General features: G+C 39.4%; 12 protein-coding genes. 6 read left to right on the forward strand and 6 right to left on the reverse strand.

What is annotated here, in order from left to right; genetic code table 11:
• Nucleotides 1-146 precede the first annotated feature (146 nt).
• The 3 genes from F580_RS23710 to F580_RS0101195 all read left to right on the forward strand — a co-directional run bounded on the left by F580_RS23710 (nucleotide 147) and on the right by F580_RS0101195 (nucleotide 4,193).
• Nucleotides 147-782 carry an SRPBCC family protein gene (locus tag F580_RS23710; protein ID WP_019025867.1) on the forward strand — a complete coding sequence of 212 codons (636 nt, stop codon included), beginning with the start codon at nucleotides 147-149 and terminating at the stop codon, nucleotides 780-782.
• A 1-nt stretch (nucleotide 783) separates the two neighbouring features.
• Nucleotides 784-1,656 (forward strand): sterol desaturase family protein, encoded by an 873-nt coding sequence (locus tag F580_RS0101190; RefSeq protein WP_019025868.1) that lies wholly within the window; start codon nucleotides 784-786, stop codon nucleotides 1,654-1,656.
• A 320-nt stretch (nucleotides 1,657-1,976) separates the two neighbouring features.
• Nucleotides 1,977-4,193, forward strand: a complete 2,217-nt coding sequence (locus F580_RS0101195) for a TonB-dependent receptor family protein (RefSeq protein WP_019025869.1) — start codon at nucleotides 1,977-1,979, stop codon at nucleotides 4,191-4,193.
• A gap of 141 nt (nucleotides 4,194-4,334) precedes the next feature.
• Here the strand turns inward: F580_RS0101195 and F580_RS0101200 are convergent, their stop codons facing one another.
• From F580_RS0101200 to pabB, 3 genes are all read right to left on the reverse strand, one after another.
• Nucleotides 4,335-5,711 (reverse strand): L-serine ammonia-lyase, encoded by a 1,377-nt coding sequence (locus tag F580_RS0101200; RefSeq protein ID WP_019025870.1) that lies wholly within the window; start codon nucleotides 5,709-5,711, stop codon nucleotides 4,335-4,337.
• Nucleotides 5,712-6,298: 587 nt separating this feature from the next.
• Complete coding sequence (locus tag F580_RS0101205; RefSeq protein WP_019025871.1) at nucleotides 6,299-6,874, reverse strand: CoA pyrophosphatase; 576 nt, start codon at nucleotides 6,872-6,874, stop codon at nucleotides 6,299-6,301.
• Between the two features lie 143 nt (nucleotides 6,875-7,017).
• Nucleotides 7,018-8,358, reverse strand: coding sequence for an aminodeoxychorismate synthase component I (pabB, locus tag F580_RS0101210; protein ID WP_425393309.1), 1,341 nt, complete (start codon nucleotides 8,356-8,358; stop codon nucleotides 7,018-7,020).
• A 616-nt stretch (nucleotides 8,359-8,974) separates the two neighbouring features.
• Between pabB and F580_RS0101215 the strand changes: the two genes are divergently transcribed.
• The gene (locus F580_RS0101215) at nucleotides 8,975-10,492 is read left to right on the forward strand and encodes a fumarate hydratase (protein ID WP_019025873.1); all 1,518 of its coding nucleotides are present in this window, start codon (nucleotides 8,975-8,977) and stop codon (nucleotides 10,490-10,492) included.
• 77 nt (nucleotides 10,493-10,569) lie between these two features.
• On the opposite strand, the gene F580_RS0101220 is transcribed toward F580_RS0101215, so the two are convergent.
• Nucleotides 10,570-10,779 carry a hypothetical protein gene (locus F580_RS0101220; RefSeq protein ID WP_019025874.1) on the reverse strand — a complete coding sequence of 70 codons (210 nt, stop codon included), beginning with the start codon at nucleotides 10,777-10,779 and terminating at the stop codon, nucleotides 10,570-10,572.
• A 133-nt stretch (nucleotides 10,780-10,912) separates the two neighbouring features.
• On the reverse strand, nucleotides 10,913-11,632 hold the full coding sequence (locus tag F580_RS0101225; protein ID WP_019025875.1) for a pirin family protein: 720 nt from the start codon (nucleotides 11,630-11,632) through the stop codon (nucleotides 10,913-10,915).
• Between the two features lie 209 nt (nucleotides 11,633-11,841).
• On the opposite strand from F580_RS0101225, the gene F580_RS0101230 reads away from it, so the two are divergent.
• Both F580_RS0101230 and F580_RS0101235 read left to right on the forward strand, forming a co-directional pair.
• Nucleotides 11,842-12,756: a LysR family transcriptional regulator gene (locus F580_RS0101230; protein WP_019025876.1), complete on the forward strand. Its 915-nt coding sequence runs from the start codon at nucleotides 11,842-11,844 to the stop codon at nucleotides 12,754-12,756.
• Nucleotides 12,757-13,080: 324 nt separating this feature from the next.
• The gene (locus tag F580_RS0101235; RefSeq protein ID WP_157442955.1) at nucleotides 13,081-13,836 is read left to right on the forward strand and encodes a hypothetical protein; all 756 of its coding nucleotides are present in this window, start codon (nucleotides 13,081-13,083) and stop codon (nucleotides 13,834-13,836) included.
• Between the two features lie 56 nt (nucleotides 13,837-13,892).
• Here the strand turns inward: F580_RS0101235 and F580_RS0101240 are convergent, their stop codons facing one another.
• Complete coding sequence (locus F580_RS0101240) at nucleotides 13,893-14,816, reverse strand: glutaminase (RefSeq protein ID WP_019025878.1); 924 nt, start codon at nucleotides 14,814-14,816, stop codon at nucleotides 13,893-13,895.
• Nucleotides 14,817-15,140 lie beyond the last annotated feature (324 nt).

Consider the following 15,140-nt stretch of genomic DNA (forward strand, 5'->3'; position numbering starts at 1 on the left):
TTTAATTAATGCCTAATAAAAGTGCTAGTACCACTCGTCACTTTTCATGTTTATTTCCAATGAAGTAAAAATAAACACTTGTTGTTTTTGTGTAACTCTGGTTGAATAAATTTAATTAAACACCTGTATGATTTTTGCTGAGAATTATGATTACCATAATAATAAAACAACAAGTACCCGCTCCTTTGGAGCAAGTAAGCCAAGCTTTATTAGCTCATGCACAGCTAGAGCGATTTTTTAATGCCAAAGTAACTCTGATAAAACCACAAAATAATGGTGAATTACTGGGTGGTAAAGGTGCTATCCGCCAAATAGCTATTGGAAAAATCGTCTTTAACGAAGAAATCATTAGCGCTAGCAATGAACACATTTGCTATCGCATTGTCGGGAACTGGCCAGTATCTGCTCATCAAGGTGATATTCGCTTAACTCAGCAACTAGCGCCTCAGTCTCAAGTGAAGGCTCAGCACTTGCCTGAAATAGCCGCTCAAGCTCCTGTTCAGGCATCACATCCGGTAACTGAACAAGGGGTTGCTATTGAAAGTACCCAACTTGATTATGTCATTCAGTTTAAGGCACCTAGATGGTTACCTGACTTTTTGTTAAAGTTTTTTGTTCAGCGTGATATTGTCCAGGCGATGAAAAAATTAGCGAAGCACTTTGCCGATCTCCAGGTTAGCAATGATAATATTGCCAGTAAAAGCTGTGCAGCGGGAGATTCTACCACCGAAAATTTGGTAACTGAACACTCTTCAAAACAACCTGCTTCTAAGGAACATTAACATGAGTATTGAAGTGATTTTATTGGCATTAAGCCCAATATTTCTTGGTTTTGTTAGTTATGAGTTTATTAAATATCGTAAGTTTTATGACATCAAAGACAGTTTGACCAATACCGCTTTAGCCCTTTTACATCAGGGCTCTGATGCTATTGCTTTAATATTGTTAATGCCATTTTTTTATTGGTTACATCAGTTTGCCGTGTTTGAAATATCACTCAGTGTTAGCACCGTTTTTATCGCTTTTTTATTACAAGACTTTCTTTATTACTGGTTTCATAAAGCGTCACATCATATTCATTGGCTTTGGGCCGCACATGTGGTCCATCACAGTTCGACTAAAATGAATTTCTCCACCGCGTTTAGACAATCCTTGATGTACCCATTAGCGGGGATGTGGGTTTTTTGGCTGCCGATGATAGTTATTGGCTTTGATCCCAATACGGTTTTTACTGTCGTGGCACTTAATTTGGCCTTTCAATTTTTTGTTCATACCCAAATTGTTGATAAATTGGGTTGGTTTGAAAAGGTCTTTAATACTCCCTCACATCATCGGGTGCATCACTCAATTAATAAAGCTTATTTAGATAAAAATTTTGCTGGCGTATTAATTATTTGGGATAAATTATTTGGCAGTTATGTGGAGGAAGATACTGAAAAAAATGGCCCTTGTCGTTACGGTATTATTGGTCAAATTGAATCACATAACCCTTTCTTTATTAGTTTCCACCAGTGGATTCATTTATTTAAAATGACTTGTCACGCTAAAGGAGTCATGGCTAAGGCTCGAGTAGTTTTTAGCTATCCAACTAGTTCAGTTGACAAAAACAAGCCTAAAAAAGCAAGCATTACCACGGTTACCGTGAATGACGCTTAACTCATCATGTGTGTGAATGTCAGGTAGTGTTAGCTCATGTAAGTTTTATTTAATAGCAGATAGGGCTTAATAGCTGATAAAAACCAATAACGAAAGTTATTGGTTTTTTTTGCGCTAAAACACGTTAGCTTACGCTAAAACAAGTTAGCTTAAGGTAATTGTAATAAAATTGTCACTCGCCTTTAAATGGTATTGATTCGTGTTTCTATTGATGTTTTAATGCGCGTAATATAAGCATGTACTACAGGGTTTAGCGCTGTATTCAATCATGTATTCAACACGGTAATCAAAAAAGTTTTCACAATATTTTGGAGTTAAAGGTGTCAATTAAATCTTTTAAGCCAAGCTTAATCAGCTTGGTTATCGCTAGTGTCATTGCTAGCACAGCCTCTACTAGCGCTTTTGCCGATGAAGCGGTTAAAGAAGCCTCAGTCGATGAACAATTTACTATTTTTGGCAACAGTACCGCAGTTAATAATATTCCCGGTAGTGCTCATCAATTATCACAAGCGGATCTGGAAAAATTTGATTACACCGATATTATGCGCACCTTAACGTCTATTCCAGGAGTGTATGTTTTAGAAGAAGATGGTTATGGTTTACGCGCTAACATAGGTATGCGTGGTACTGGCCAAAACCGTAGTGAAAAAATAACTATTATGGAAGATGGCGTATTGGCGGCTCCTGCTCCCTATGCCTCACCTGCAGCTTATTACTTTCCAACTGCCGGTCGTATGCAAAAAGTAGAAGTACTCAAAGGTACTTCAAGTGCTATGTATGGTCCACGCACTACAGGCGGCGTAATCAATATGGTCTCACGTCAAATCCCGGAAGAAGAATTAGCGGGACAGCTTAGTGTGCAAGCAGGTCAAGATGGTTTTGCCAAAGTACATGGCGTTATTGGCGGTAAAGGTGAAAATATAAGTTCAGTATTTGAAGTGTTCCGTTATCAAGCGGATGGTTATAAAGACATTAACCACAGTGACCAAGACACCGGTTTTGTTAAAAACGATGTCTTGGGTAAAGTGCGTTATAACACGGATGACAAGGCCACTTTTTATCAAGAAATTGAATTTAAAGTTAAATACTCAGATGAAGAATCCGATGATACCTATATGGGCTTAACGGAAGCTGATTTTAATAGCGACCCTTACAGCCGTTACTCGGCTTCACAAAAAGATAAGATGACCAATGAGCATCTACAACTGCAATTAAGCCATGTTATCGATTTATCAACGCGCTTCAACTTAGGCACCACCGTTTATCATAATGACTTTAGCCGTAACTGGTATAAGACCAGTAAAGTTGGACAAATGGAGATTGATGACAAAGGTAATTCAAAGGTTGTTTATCAAAGCTTGAGTAAAGGCTCACAGCTCGCTTCGGATTATGACCAAGGCCTTACCGACGAATTATATACGCAAGTAAAAGCTAATAACCGTGATTACTTATCACAAGGTATTCAAACGGTGTTAGATGCTGATTTTGATAGTCATCAAGTGAAATTTGGTATCCGTTACCATAAAGATGAAATGGACAGATACCAATGGGTTGATGAGTATTATATGGATGCAGATTACAATATGACCCTAACTGAAGCGGGTACTCCAGGTACTGATTCTAACCGTATCGATAGTGCCAGTGCCTTAGCGTTATTTGTTCATGATGAATGGACTGTCGGTAAATTTGTTGTTAATGCCGGTCTGCGTTATGAAGATATGGTTATTGAGCGTGAAGAGTGGGGCAAAAAAGATCCTGATCGTGATATGGCGCCAAAGCTAACCAAAAACACCGTCGATGTAGTCTTACCGTCATTAGCACTGACTTATCATTTAACCAATGAGTTGGTTCTAATTGGTGGAGTACAAAAAGGTTTTGCGCCGCCATCACCCGGTAATGACGATGCTACTAACGAAGAAAGTATTAACTATGAGTTAGGGGCGAGATACGGTAAAAATGCCTTTAATGGTGAAATGTTATTTTTCCTATCAGATTACGACAATATGCATGGTAACTGTACTGCTAGTCAAAACTGTGATGATGAAAATATTGGCGAGCAATATAATGCCGGCGCCGTTAAAATTACCGGTGTTGAATTTAAAGTCGGTTATGAATTTGATCTGGGTGATATAGCAATGCCTATTGATTTAACCTATACCCACACTCAAACTGAATTTTTAAACAGCTTTGACTCACCTTTTTGGGGTGATGTTAACGCCGGTGATGAATTCCCTTATGTCCCACAAAATCAATTTCAATTTGTAGTGGGTCTTGAAGGAGACAATTGGCGTACTAACATACTTGTTCGTTATACCGGTGAAATGCGCAGTGAAGCAGGAACGGGTGCTAGTGCAGAGAATATAGAGGCCCATACCGTGGTAGATTTTGTTGCCAGTTATGATCTTGCTAAAAATCAACAAGTACGCTTCAATATTGAGAATTTACTTGATGAAACTTATATGTCAACCCGTATGCACGGCTCTGTGATGGTAGGTAAACCATTAACGGTGTCTGTTGGTTATCAATATAATTTTTAATTAGTTAACGGTTAGTATTAAATTATAATCAAAGAAAAGCCCCAACAAGACTAACTTGTTGGGGCTTTTTTATTTTATGTGCTAAGTACTAAAGCCGTGGGCACTGGGCTAATATGCAACTAACACTCAACTGATATTAAACTAACATTCGATAATATTTACCGCTAAACCACCACGTGAAGTTTCTTTGTATTTAGTCTTCATATCATTACCCGTTTCCCACATGGTTTTGATTACTTTATCTAAAGAAACTTTTTGTGTGCCAGTACCGCGCAGGGCAAGACGTGAGGCGTTAATTGCTTTGACTGAGCCCATGGCATTACGCTCTATACATGGTACTTGTACTAAGCCGCCAACCGGATCACAGGTTAAACCAAGGTTATGTTCCATACCTATTTCAGCGGCATTTTCTACTTGTGGGGGAGTGCCACCCATAATTTCAGTTAATGCACCGGCGGCCATTGAACATGCAACACCAACCTCACCTTGACAGCCAACTTCAGCGCCAGAAATTGAGGCATTGGTTTTATATAAAATACCAATAGCAGCGGCAGTTAATAAATAGCGAACACAGTCCTCATCGGAAACTGGTTTTACAAATTTGTCGTAGTAACTAAGTACCGCTGGAATAATACCGGCAGCACCATTGGTTGGCGCGGTAACTACGCGGCTACCGGCGGCGTTTTCTTCATTTACCGCCATAGCAAATAAGTTAACCCAGTCCATCGCGGTCAAAGGATCGGTAGATTTTTCTACCAATAAAGAGCGATACAGCGCCGGGGCACGGCGAGCTAATTTTAAACCGCCAGGTAGAATACCTTCGGTGTTCATGCCGCGATCGACACTGGCTTTCATCGCGTCCCAAATTTCAATTAATTTAGTACGGATAGTCGCTTCATCATTTAAGCACTTTTCGTTATCCATCATAATGGTACTAAAACTTAGACCTTTAGTACTCGCTAAGGCTAATAACTCATCACCAGAGCTGAAAACATGAGGCCGCTTAATATTGGTATGAAGGGAAAGGGCTTTATCTTTTTCTTGTTCAAAATCACAGGCTTCAACAATAAAACCACCACCGATAGAGTAATACGTTTGCTCTAACAATAAGGTATCATTTTGATAAGCATATAAGGTCATGGCATTAGCATGAGCGGGCAGCGTTTTTCTCCTGTGATAGATAATAGCGGTATCTTTAGGGAAACTCACTTCGTGGCTGCCATTAAGTAATATTTTTTGACTAGCGACTACTTCAGCTAAGATTGTTTCTATTGATTCTACCGGAATGCCTTCGGGGGTTTGGCCGGTAAAACCGAGAATAACGGCTTTGCCAGTACCATGACCGATCCCTGTTTGCCCTAAAGAGCCAAACAATTCGCATCTAGCTCTGTCAACTTTAGTCAATAATTCTTGCTTAACTAATTCATCAACAAATAATTTTGCCGCTTTCATTGGGCCCACAGTATGTGAGCTTGATGGGCCTATGCCAATAGAAAACATATCAAATACACTGATCATATTATTTTACCTTTGCTCTGCTTTTGTAATACCACATGGCTTAAGCCACGTGGGTTAATACCAAGTACATTAATTAATTGACCACTTAGCGAGAATTAAAAGGCTTAGAGGCAAGGCATTGATTGAAGAGAATGGTTATTCCCTTATCGAAATCAATAACGACGCATGTAAGCCTTTTAAACTCGCCCTTTGGGAGTTTATTAGCGAACCAATAACGGCTCAAAATTAAAGAAATATAGAATAACTATGTTTAAATAATTTTGCTTGTTCTAAGCTCGCTAATACAACTCTAAGTTGACCAATTTATTAGTGTAATTGGTATATTCACACTATTCTTTAATTATAGACCTTAGAGTGCTCGAACAAGAAAACGAGGCAAACCAGGTTGCTCAATATAAAATTTGGATGTTTAAGTGATTATCCAAATAATAATTGTCTTTTTGTTTGAATAATGAAATTATTGTCGGTTGTTTTTACTTAGTGGTAATTTTAGCTGAAAGTTATCAGATAGAGAAACAAAATAATCGCCTAAACCAGAACTAAATGCGCTAACCAAGGGAAATATTAGGGGATGGCTCGGATAATAATTAATTTAGATGAGCGACTAAATCTTTGAGCATTACCGCGGTCGCACCCCATATATGGTAGTGCTTGTAGGGTAAAAAATGCACATTGTGTTGTTTGCCACCTTTATGAGCAACAAAAACATGATGGTCTTGGGTGGTTAAAAAGTGCTGTAGTGGCACTTGAAATATTTCAGCCACTTCATTTTTATCTATTTTATAAGTTTGTGAGCTAGCAACAATAGCGACCACAGGAGTAACGTGAAAACCGCTAATGGTTTCATAAGGCGGTAGCTGCCCAACGACAGTGATGGCTTGGCGAGATAAACCAATTTCCTCGAAAGTTTCTCTAAGCGCGGTATCTATTATAGATTTATCGCTTTGCTCTACCTTACCGCCGGGGAAACTCACTTGTGATGGGTGATGTCTTAAATGACTAGCGCGTTTAGTTAATAAAACTTGCAAACCTTCACCCTTGTCAGACTCAACCAAAGCAATAAGCACAGCTGCAGATCTAAGCGGCGATGAGTGTTGATAATTATGCTCAGACTCAACCAACTGCAATAAATTAAAGCGTAATAGAAATTCATCTTTGGTCATAGGCGTACAACTTATCGCTTTATCAAAAAGAGGCAACGAAGAGCCTAGTTAGTTCAGACATTCCAGCTGAATACAGTCTCTTCAAGTTAACTGGGTATAACTTAAGGCATAACTTAAGGCATAACTTAAGGCATAACTTAAGCCTACACCTGATTGAGCTTTGATAATACCGGTAAAATGCAATTAACTTTATCAAAGGTTTCTTGATACTCACTCATCGCGGTTGAGTCGGCAACTAGGCCGCCACCAGCCCAGCAATGAATAGTCTTGTTACCGTTAGGCACGGCATTAGTAAACGGCTCATTTGGCTGACAAATTAAAGTACGAATGGTAATACTGGTATCCATAGTGCCACAATTAGAAAGGTAGCCAATTGAACCACAATAAACACTGCGGCGATGTGGCTCTAACTCTTCAATTATTTCCATCGCGCGTATTTTAGGGGCGCCGGTAATTGAGCCACCCGGAAAGGCACCGCGTAATAAATCGGTAGCATGCTTATCACTAGAAAGTATGCCTTCAACCGTACTCACCAAATGATGCACTGCAGGAAAACTTTCAATATCAAAAAGTTTAGGAACTTTTACCGAGCCGGCTTGGCAACTTCTGCTGATGTCATTACGCAGTAAATCAACAATCATCAAATTTTCAGCATTGTCTTTAGTCGAGTGTCTTAAGATTGCTGCGTTTTTAGCGTCTTGTACTTTATCATCACTGCGTGGCATGGTGCCTTTAATCGGCTTGCTTTGCACTTTACCTTGTGAAAGTTGTAAAAAACGTTCCGGTGAAACACTCAAAATGGCAGCATTGTCTAAACGAATAAAAGCTGAGAAGGGCGCTTTGTTGGCTTCTTTAAGGGCTAAGTAAGCTTCGAATTCGTCACCTTGATACTGAGCGCTAAAACGCTGGGCGAGATTAATCTGGTAACAATCGCCGCTTAATAGGTATTCCTGTACTTGTTTGAATTTTTCAATATAACTGGCTTTATCCATATTGGCTTGCCAAGTCGTATTTAACTGAAAACTACCGCTACTCGCTTTACTGACTCGGTGGCTTAAATTAAGCAATGATGTCTCAAGCTCAATACGATCACTGTCAGGGCAAACTAGGTGAAATATTTCTGAGTGCTTATCATAAATAACCGCTTTTTTATAAAGACCTACCGCCATCTCGGGCAAGTTAATATCTTGTTTGGCCAAGCTAGGCAGTTGCTCAAAACGTCGGCCTAAATCATAGGCGAAATAACCTAAAGCGCCACCTAAAAAGGGTAAGAATTCATGGGTATTATCGGGCGTGTTAAATAATTTAGCCTGTAGTTCTTTAAGTAATAATAATGGATCTTCAGTACTTATTTCACTTAAACCTTTATCAGGCAAGGAAATCTCAGTATCAAGGCCTTGTGTGGTTAAGGTTGCGATAGGGTGCCACACTAAAATATCAAAGCGACTATCAACGTGATCGCTATTGCCTGAGTCTAACCACATTGCCCAGGGCTGATCAGCAAAGTGACTAAATATTGATTCGGTGCTAGTACCGCTTTTTAGCTCCAGTTCTTTAGCTGAGATAACAGGGGCTTGGTATGTGTCAGGTATAGTCTTGAACAAGGCTTTTTTCACTTAAGTATTCGCTAGTTAAATAGTACATATCAGTGATTTGCTCTGGCAGCACTTTCAATAGCGGGTTATTATATATAATAGAGTTATTATAACTTTCAACTACCCAGTATTAAAGGGTATTAAAGAATATTAAAGAATATTAAAGAATATTAAAGCTAGGGACTATTGAACTTTCAATTTAGTCTCTGCTATCAGCTAATTTTAGAGTTAACAAGGCGGAAAGAGTGTATATGTAGTCACTCAGGACAATGTGCTCCTGCATTGTCTATTAAGCTACATCCGTGTAGCGTTACCTGAACGATTTTCAACGATGATAACTTGAAAATTAGCTATAGCCCTTCGGGTTGCGCTTGAAAAAGCGTCACTCTTTGTTTTTTAATATGCATTTGGAAAAACCAAACATTATATTAAATGCCTCAATTGCCACATTTTCAAGGGCAACAGAGGCTAAACCTGAAAGTACAACAGTCCCAAAGAGAGCACTATGGCCATCATTAAACAGCAAGACTTAATCGACAGTATTGAAGATGCACTGCAATATATTTCTTATTATCATCCGATTGATTTTATTCAGGCACTAGAAAAGGCCTACAACAAAGAAGAATCAAAAGCGGCGAAAGACGCAATCGCGCAAATTTTGATTAACTCACGTATGTCGGCGACAGGTAAACGTCCAATCTGTCAAGACACTGGCATTGTGACCTGTTTTGTTAAAGTAGGTATGGCCGTTCAGTGGGATAAGACTGACATGACAGTTCAACAAATGGTTGATGAAGGTACGCGTCGTGCGTATTTAAATCCTGATAATCCATTACGTGCCTCTATCGTTTCAGATCCTGCCGGCGCACGTACAAATACTAAAGACAATACGCCAGCGGTTGTACATATAGACCTAGTTGCCGGTAATGAAATTGAAGTAATGATTGCCGCTAAAGGCGGCGGTAGTGAAAATAAAGCTAAAATGGTGATGTTAAACCCATCAGATTCGATTGCTGATTGGGTGGTTAAAACCTTGCCAACAATGGGCGCAGGTTGGTGTCCACCAGGTATGTTAGGCATAGGTATTGGGGGCACAGCTGAAAAAGCTGGTTTATTAGCCAAAGAGAGCTTAATGGAGCCAGTAAACATTCAAGACCTAATTGAACGTGGTCCCCAAAACGCTGAAGAAGAATTACGCCTTGAGATTTTTGACCGGGTAAATAAATTAGGTATTGGCGCACAAGGCTTAGGTGGCTTAACGACGGTCGTTGATGTGAAAATAAATACCATGCCTACCCATGCCGCGTCTAAACCTGTGGTTATGATCCCAAATTGTGCTGCTACCCGTCATATTCATTTCCACCTTGATGGCTCAGGCCCTGCTGATTTAATACCACCTAAACTTGAAGAGTGGCCAGAAATCACTTGGGAAGTGGGTGAAAATGTTCGCCGTGTAAATGTTGATGGATTGACTAAAGCTGACATTAGCGAGTGGAAAACCGGCGAAACGGTATTACTTAGCGGTACTATTTTAACCGGTCGTGATGCCGCCCATAAACGTATTCAAGATATGTTAGCTAAAGGTGAAAAACTGCCGGTAGACTTCACCAACAAGTTTATTTATTACGTCGGTCCAGTAGATGCCGTTGGAGATGAAGCAGTAGGGCCAGCGGGTCCAACTACGGCAACACGTATGGATAAATTTACTGAGATGATGTTAGCAGATACCGGTCTTTTAGGCACAATCGGTAAAGCTGAACGTGGCGCTGCGACGTGTCAAACCATTAAAGAGCATAAGTCAGTGTACTTAATGGCGGTAGGTGGCGCGGCTTACCTTGTTTCTAAGGCAATCAAAAAAGCGAAAGTAGTTGCCTTTGAAGATATGGGTATGGAAGCTATTTATGAATTTGAAGTAGAAGATATGCCAGTAACCGTTGCTGTTGATAGCACCGGCGAATCAGTGCATGTAACAGGCCCTGAAATTTGGAAAGTTAAAATCCAAGAAGCACAAACCAAGGCTTAGTCGTTTAAAATAGATATTTTTAACGACTAAAAAAGAGCGCTTACCGCGCTCTTTTTTTATGCCTTAAATTTTATTTCTTAGTGCTTGGTTTTTCTATGAAGGATCTTCATAGTTATTGGCATAACAATATAAGAAATTATCGGCACAATAATAGCGACAACAATGCACACTTGTAACAGCTGATTTTCGGGTAAATATGGACCAAGCCATTGCGGGATAAAATACACCAAAGGCACAAGCGTTATATAGTTAATCAGTGCTATTAGGTGTTTATTGGCTGGTTTCATAAATGACTCCTGCTTAATGCTTAATGCTTAATGCTTAAAGATAAGTGCATAATTAAACGTTCGGCCATGTAGGGTAATGGTTTACCTGACATGGCTATTCGTTCACTAAAGATAGCTAAGGATAGCTTGAGCTCTATTTAGCGTGGCTAATGACAATTATTTCTACGTCGCTAGTGGCGACAATGTCGGTTTTATAACTGCGAATTAAATCGCCATCTTCAGCGTTAAAACTATTATTTTCATCACTAAACTCAGCCGTGCCATTACTGACATAAGCTAGAATTTCTTCATTAAAAGTGATTGATTCACCTGATGTTAAACGCACGACATCTATGGTTGTTTTACTAGCAAAAGTTTGCTTTTGATCGTGCGAACCACCGAGATCTTTACTGCCATGCTCTTTACTTCCATATATTCGCGTAACACCTTTGTCAGGTAATGAGTAATGTTCATAACCAGCGGCTTGTCCCGCTACTTCAGGTAATACCCATAACTGCAACATGCGGTTTTTGGTGTTATCAGGGTTTTTCTCGTTATGTGAGAAACCTTCGCCACCCGCACGTTGCACTTGCACTTCACCAGTATTCAAGCTTTGGCCATGCTCTAACGAACCTTCATGACTTACTCGACCTGACATCATGATTGAAATGACATCAATCTCTTTATGAGCATGCATATGTGTTTCGCCATGGGGATTAAACTGTGCATCAGCAAGGTAAACAAAGTTGCCGATACCATCAAAAGTGTTTGGCGCTTTACGGGCACCAAAAACGCGGCGGTCTGTTACTAATCTGTGCTCGGTTAATCCGGCAAAGCCACCTAAAGGTAATGATTTTCTGCTAAGTACTTGCATGTGATGCTCCTAGTTAATTTGTTTAAACTGCTTAAGTTATTTCAGTGATTGCAATAATAGGACTTAGTTATTGTTTGATAAATACCTATTAGTTGATAAGATAATCTCAATATCAACAACAATATATTGTCGACTTTACCTGCCTAAGCTGACGTACTTGAAATAAGGTTAGATGAAATAAAGTGGAGTGACGTTAAAGCGAGATAGTTATGGAACATGATTTAAATGACATGATGGTTTTTTTGGCGGTAGTTGAGACGGGCAGCTTTACTTTAGCGGCTGACAGGCTCGGTATTCCAAAAGCAAATGTTAGCCGAAAAGTTTCTCGTCTTGAGCACAGATTAAGTGTCATCTTGTTGGAGCGTTCGACACGTTCACAACATTTAACAGAAGCCGGGCGCCGCTACTTAACACACTGCAAACGCGTTCATGAAGAACTTGATTTAGCAACGGCCTCAGTATGCGAATTACTGCACAGTTATAAAGGCGATATCAAAGTCGGCGCATCAGTTGCTACCGGCCAACAAATTTTACGGCCGGCGCTGGGTAAGTTTATGCATCAATACCCTGAGCTGAAAGTACAACTTAATTTAGTTAATCGTCGTGTAGATTTTATTGAGGAAGGTTTTGATGTCGTCATTCGTATCGGTCAACTAAAAGACTCGATGTTGATTGCTAAAAAGCTCGGCAGTGTATCCCGTGGATTATTCGCTAGCCCGGCCTATTTGGCTAAAAATGGTAAACCTGAAACGGTATCACAACTAGCCTCGCATCAATTACTGGTAATGAACGCAATCAGTAATACCGTTAATCATGATGTAAAAGTAAACTTGTTATCCAAACAGGGGGAGTCGTTTACTTTAGCTTGCCAACCAAGGTTGTTAGTTGATGATTTTGCTATGCTCAAGCAAGCTATAGTTGATGGCTTAGGCATTGCGGTATTACCTGATTATATGAGTAAAAGGGAAGTTGGCGCAGGTGAATTAGTTAATATACTGCCAGACTGGGGCATGGCAGCCGTGGATATTTATGCACTTTACCCAAAACATCGCGCTAAAATCCCAAAAGTGAAAGCCTTCCTTGATTTTGTTAGTGAGCTGTATGGTGAGGCACTTAAGCCGTAGTGTGGTTTATAAGCTCTATTAACTGACGGTATAGTTGTTGGGATTTTGAGCCATGAAGCATTGTCAAATATTCAATGACCATTTTTTGCTCTTATTTTGTTAATGCTTAGTTTTATTTTAGTTAGATTTTTGCTCGTTTTACTTAGGTTTTACTTAACCTTTAGTTACCAAAATGACTCTTGCTATAGCCCTCAGTCAAAATAGTGTTCATGTGTACACGACTAAAGAAAGTGCCGCTGTAAGCTTTAACCTCGATAAAATTTGATGTGCTACGCTTATAAAAACTAATCACAATATAACGCTAATATGATTTTACGACGCTTAATGGCGCATATTAATGAGCAAAACTGGTTTATTGTTTGGCTTGATGTCTCAGTGGTGATGGTCGGTATTTTTCTTGGTATGCAAGTGACCAATTGGAATGAAGATAGAAAAGAGAATGACTTGCGGCGAATTTATAATGAACGACTTATTGTCGACTTTAATAATGAACGAAAAGGTGCGCAAGCAAGAGTTGATTATTTTAGCGGCACGCAGTTGTATGGCTACCAAGCTTTAAATTACTTGGAACAGTCAAGTTCACAGCGAAAACCAAGCGCCGATATTATTATCGCCTTTATGATGGCTAGCGGCCGATGGGAAAACTCCAGTAACCAGAATACTTATAATGAGTTAATTAATAGTGGTCGTATTAACTTATTAGGCAACTTTACTTTGAGGGATGTAATAAACCAATACTATAGTGATAATACCACGAGGATGGTTGAATTTGCCCGCATGAGTGCCTACTTTATTACCATCCGGTCAATTATTCATCCCATTATTCAAGAAGAAATCTTAAATAGCTGTGAAGAAATAGACGGTGTTCTTCAGGTAATAATCCATATTAAACCCTCATGTCATATTGAAATAAGTCCTGAAACGATAGCGCAGACGATTAAAGAAATAACAGACCATCCGACGTTGAAGTCAGAGCTTAATTACTTAATATCGCAATTGAGATATAACAATGCCCTCTACTTCGAACAAATCTCATCAGCAAGTTATTCTTTAAAGCTGCTGACAGCTAAGGAGCTTTAAAGAACTGTTGAGCCTACTCGTCTTTATTATTTAGCTGTCGGTGTTGTAATGGATTATTAAAAAATAGAATACCCTGTTTTGGTGGTAAATAGCTCTAACGCTTTTGTGCCAACTAATGAGTTGCCTGATTCATTCAGTGCCGGTGAATAAACTGCAATAGCCATTACTCCAGGCACAACGGCGACAATGCCGCCTCCTACGCCGCTTTTACCCGGTAAGCCAACACGAAAAGCAAAATCCCCCGATGCATCATAGTGACCACAGGTTAGCAATAATGAATTAATACGTTTAGCTTGCGTAGAGTTAATCAGCTGTTTTTTTGAAATAGGGTCAGTACCATCGTTGGCTAAATACAACATGGAGCGAGATAATTGTTGAGCATTCATCACAATCGAGCAGTGTTTAAAATAGGTTTTCAATACTTCAATGATACCATTGTCAAAGTTACCGAAACTTTTCATCAAACCCGCTAAGGCCAAGTTCCTATAGCCATGCTCCATTTCAGATTGAGCGACAACCTCATCAACAGTTATATTGCTATCGCCACTGCATTCATGGATAAAGCTTAGGATCTTATCAAAAGCTTTAGTCTCACTGGAAAAATGAGAAACTAAACTATCACAAACAACAATAGCGCCGGCGTTAATAAAAGGGTTGCGAGGAATGCCAGCCTCATATTCTAACTGTACTAAGGAGTTGAATGGATTACCGGAAGGCTCTCGCCAAACACGTTTATATAAGCCGTCCTGATAGGCACGCAGTGCTAGCGTATAAGTAAAAACCTTAGAGATGCTTTGAATGGAAAAGGCGGTTTGGTACGAGCCAACGCCAAATTGTTGACCGTTATTTAAGGTGATTGCCATACCAAATTGCATCGGATCAACATTCGCCAGTGCAGGAATATATGTAGCAACCTTGCCTTGTCCAAGTAAAGGCGCCACTTCCTGATGGATCTCACTTAATACGTCTTTTAGTTCCATAAATAAGCCTATTAAATACCATTAATAAAAAGTGCTAAAGCAAGTGCCAATGTCACTTTATCACTGTGATGGCTCTTTATAGCGCTAAAATAACGCCATTGACAAGACAAAATTGTTCAAAGCCATATTATTTACTCTTTAAGGGAGGCTATTACTATTGTTTGTGGTCATAATATTATAAAAATTATAACTTTTAGCTTTTTAATGCAGAGACCAAAAATGAGCTACACTTTTAATCTATGCTTTAAATTTATAGTAATAATACGGTGATAACGGGCAAGAATATCTGCAGCAGTGTTCTAAAGAGTATTGAGGAGTAATTAA

Source organism: Colwellia piezophila ATCC BAA-637 (assembly GCF_000378625.1).
GTDB classification, from domain to species: Bacteria; Pseudomonadota; Gammaproteobacteria; order Enterobacterales; family Alteromonadaceae; genus Colwellia; species Colwellia piezophila.

What these genes read in the sequence shown, in the direction of transcription:
- F580_RS23710 (WP_019025867.1), top strand. Translation starts at nt 147, where the DNA reads ATGATTACCATAATAATAAAACAACAAGTACCCGCTCCTTTGGAGCAA.
- F580_RS0101190 (WP_019025868.1), top strand. Translation starts at nt 784, where the DNA reads ATGAGTATTGAAGTGATTTTATTGGCATTAAGCCCAATATTTCTTGGT.
- F580_RS0101200 (WP_019025870.1), bottom strand. Translation starts at nt 5,711, where the DNA reads ATGATCAGTGTATTTGATATGTTTTCTATTGGCATAGGCCCATCAAGC.
- F580_RS0101205 (WP_019025871.1), bottom strand. Translation starts at nt 6,874, where the DNA reads ATGACCAAAGATGAATTTCTATTACGCTTTAATTTATTGCAGTTGGTT.
- pabB (WP_425393309.1), bottom strand. Translation starts at nt 8,358, where the DNA reads ATGTGGTTAGACTCAGGCAATAGCGATCACGTTGATAGTCGCTTTGAT.
- F580_RS0101215 (WP_019025873.1), top strand. Translation starts at nt 8,975, where the DNA reads ATGGCCATCATTAAACAGCAAGACTTAATCGACAGTATTGAAGATGCA.
- F580_RS0101220 (WP_019025874.1), bottom strand. Translation starts at nt 10,779, where the DNA reads ATGAAACCAGCCAATAAACACCTAATAGCACTGATTAACTATATAACG.
- F580_RS0101225 (WP_019025875.1), bottom strand. Translation starts at nt 11,632, where the DNA reads ATGCAAGTACTTAGCAGAAAATCATTACCTTTAGGTGGCTTTGCCGGA.
- F580_RS0101230 (WP_019025876.1), top strand. Translation starts at nt 11,842, where the DNA reads ATGGAACATGATTTAAATGACATGATGGTTTTTTTGGCGGTAGTTGAG.
- F580_RS0101235 (WP_157442955.1), top strand. Translation starts at nt 13,081, where the DNA reads ATGGCGCATATTAATGAGCAAAACTGGTTTATTGTTTGGCTTGATGTC.
- F580_RS0101240 (WP_019025878.1), bottom strand. Translation starts at nt 14,816, where the DNA reads ATGGAACTAAAAGACGTATTAAGTGAGATCCATCAGGAAGTGGCGCCT.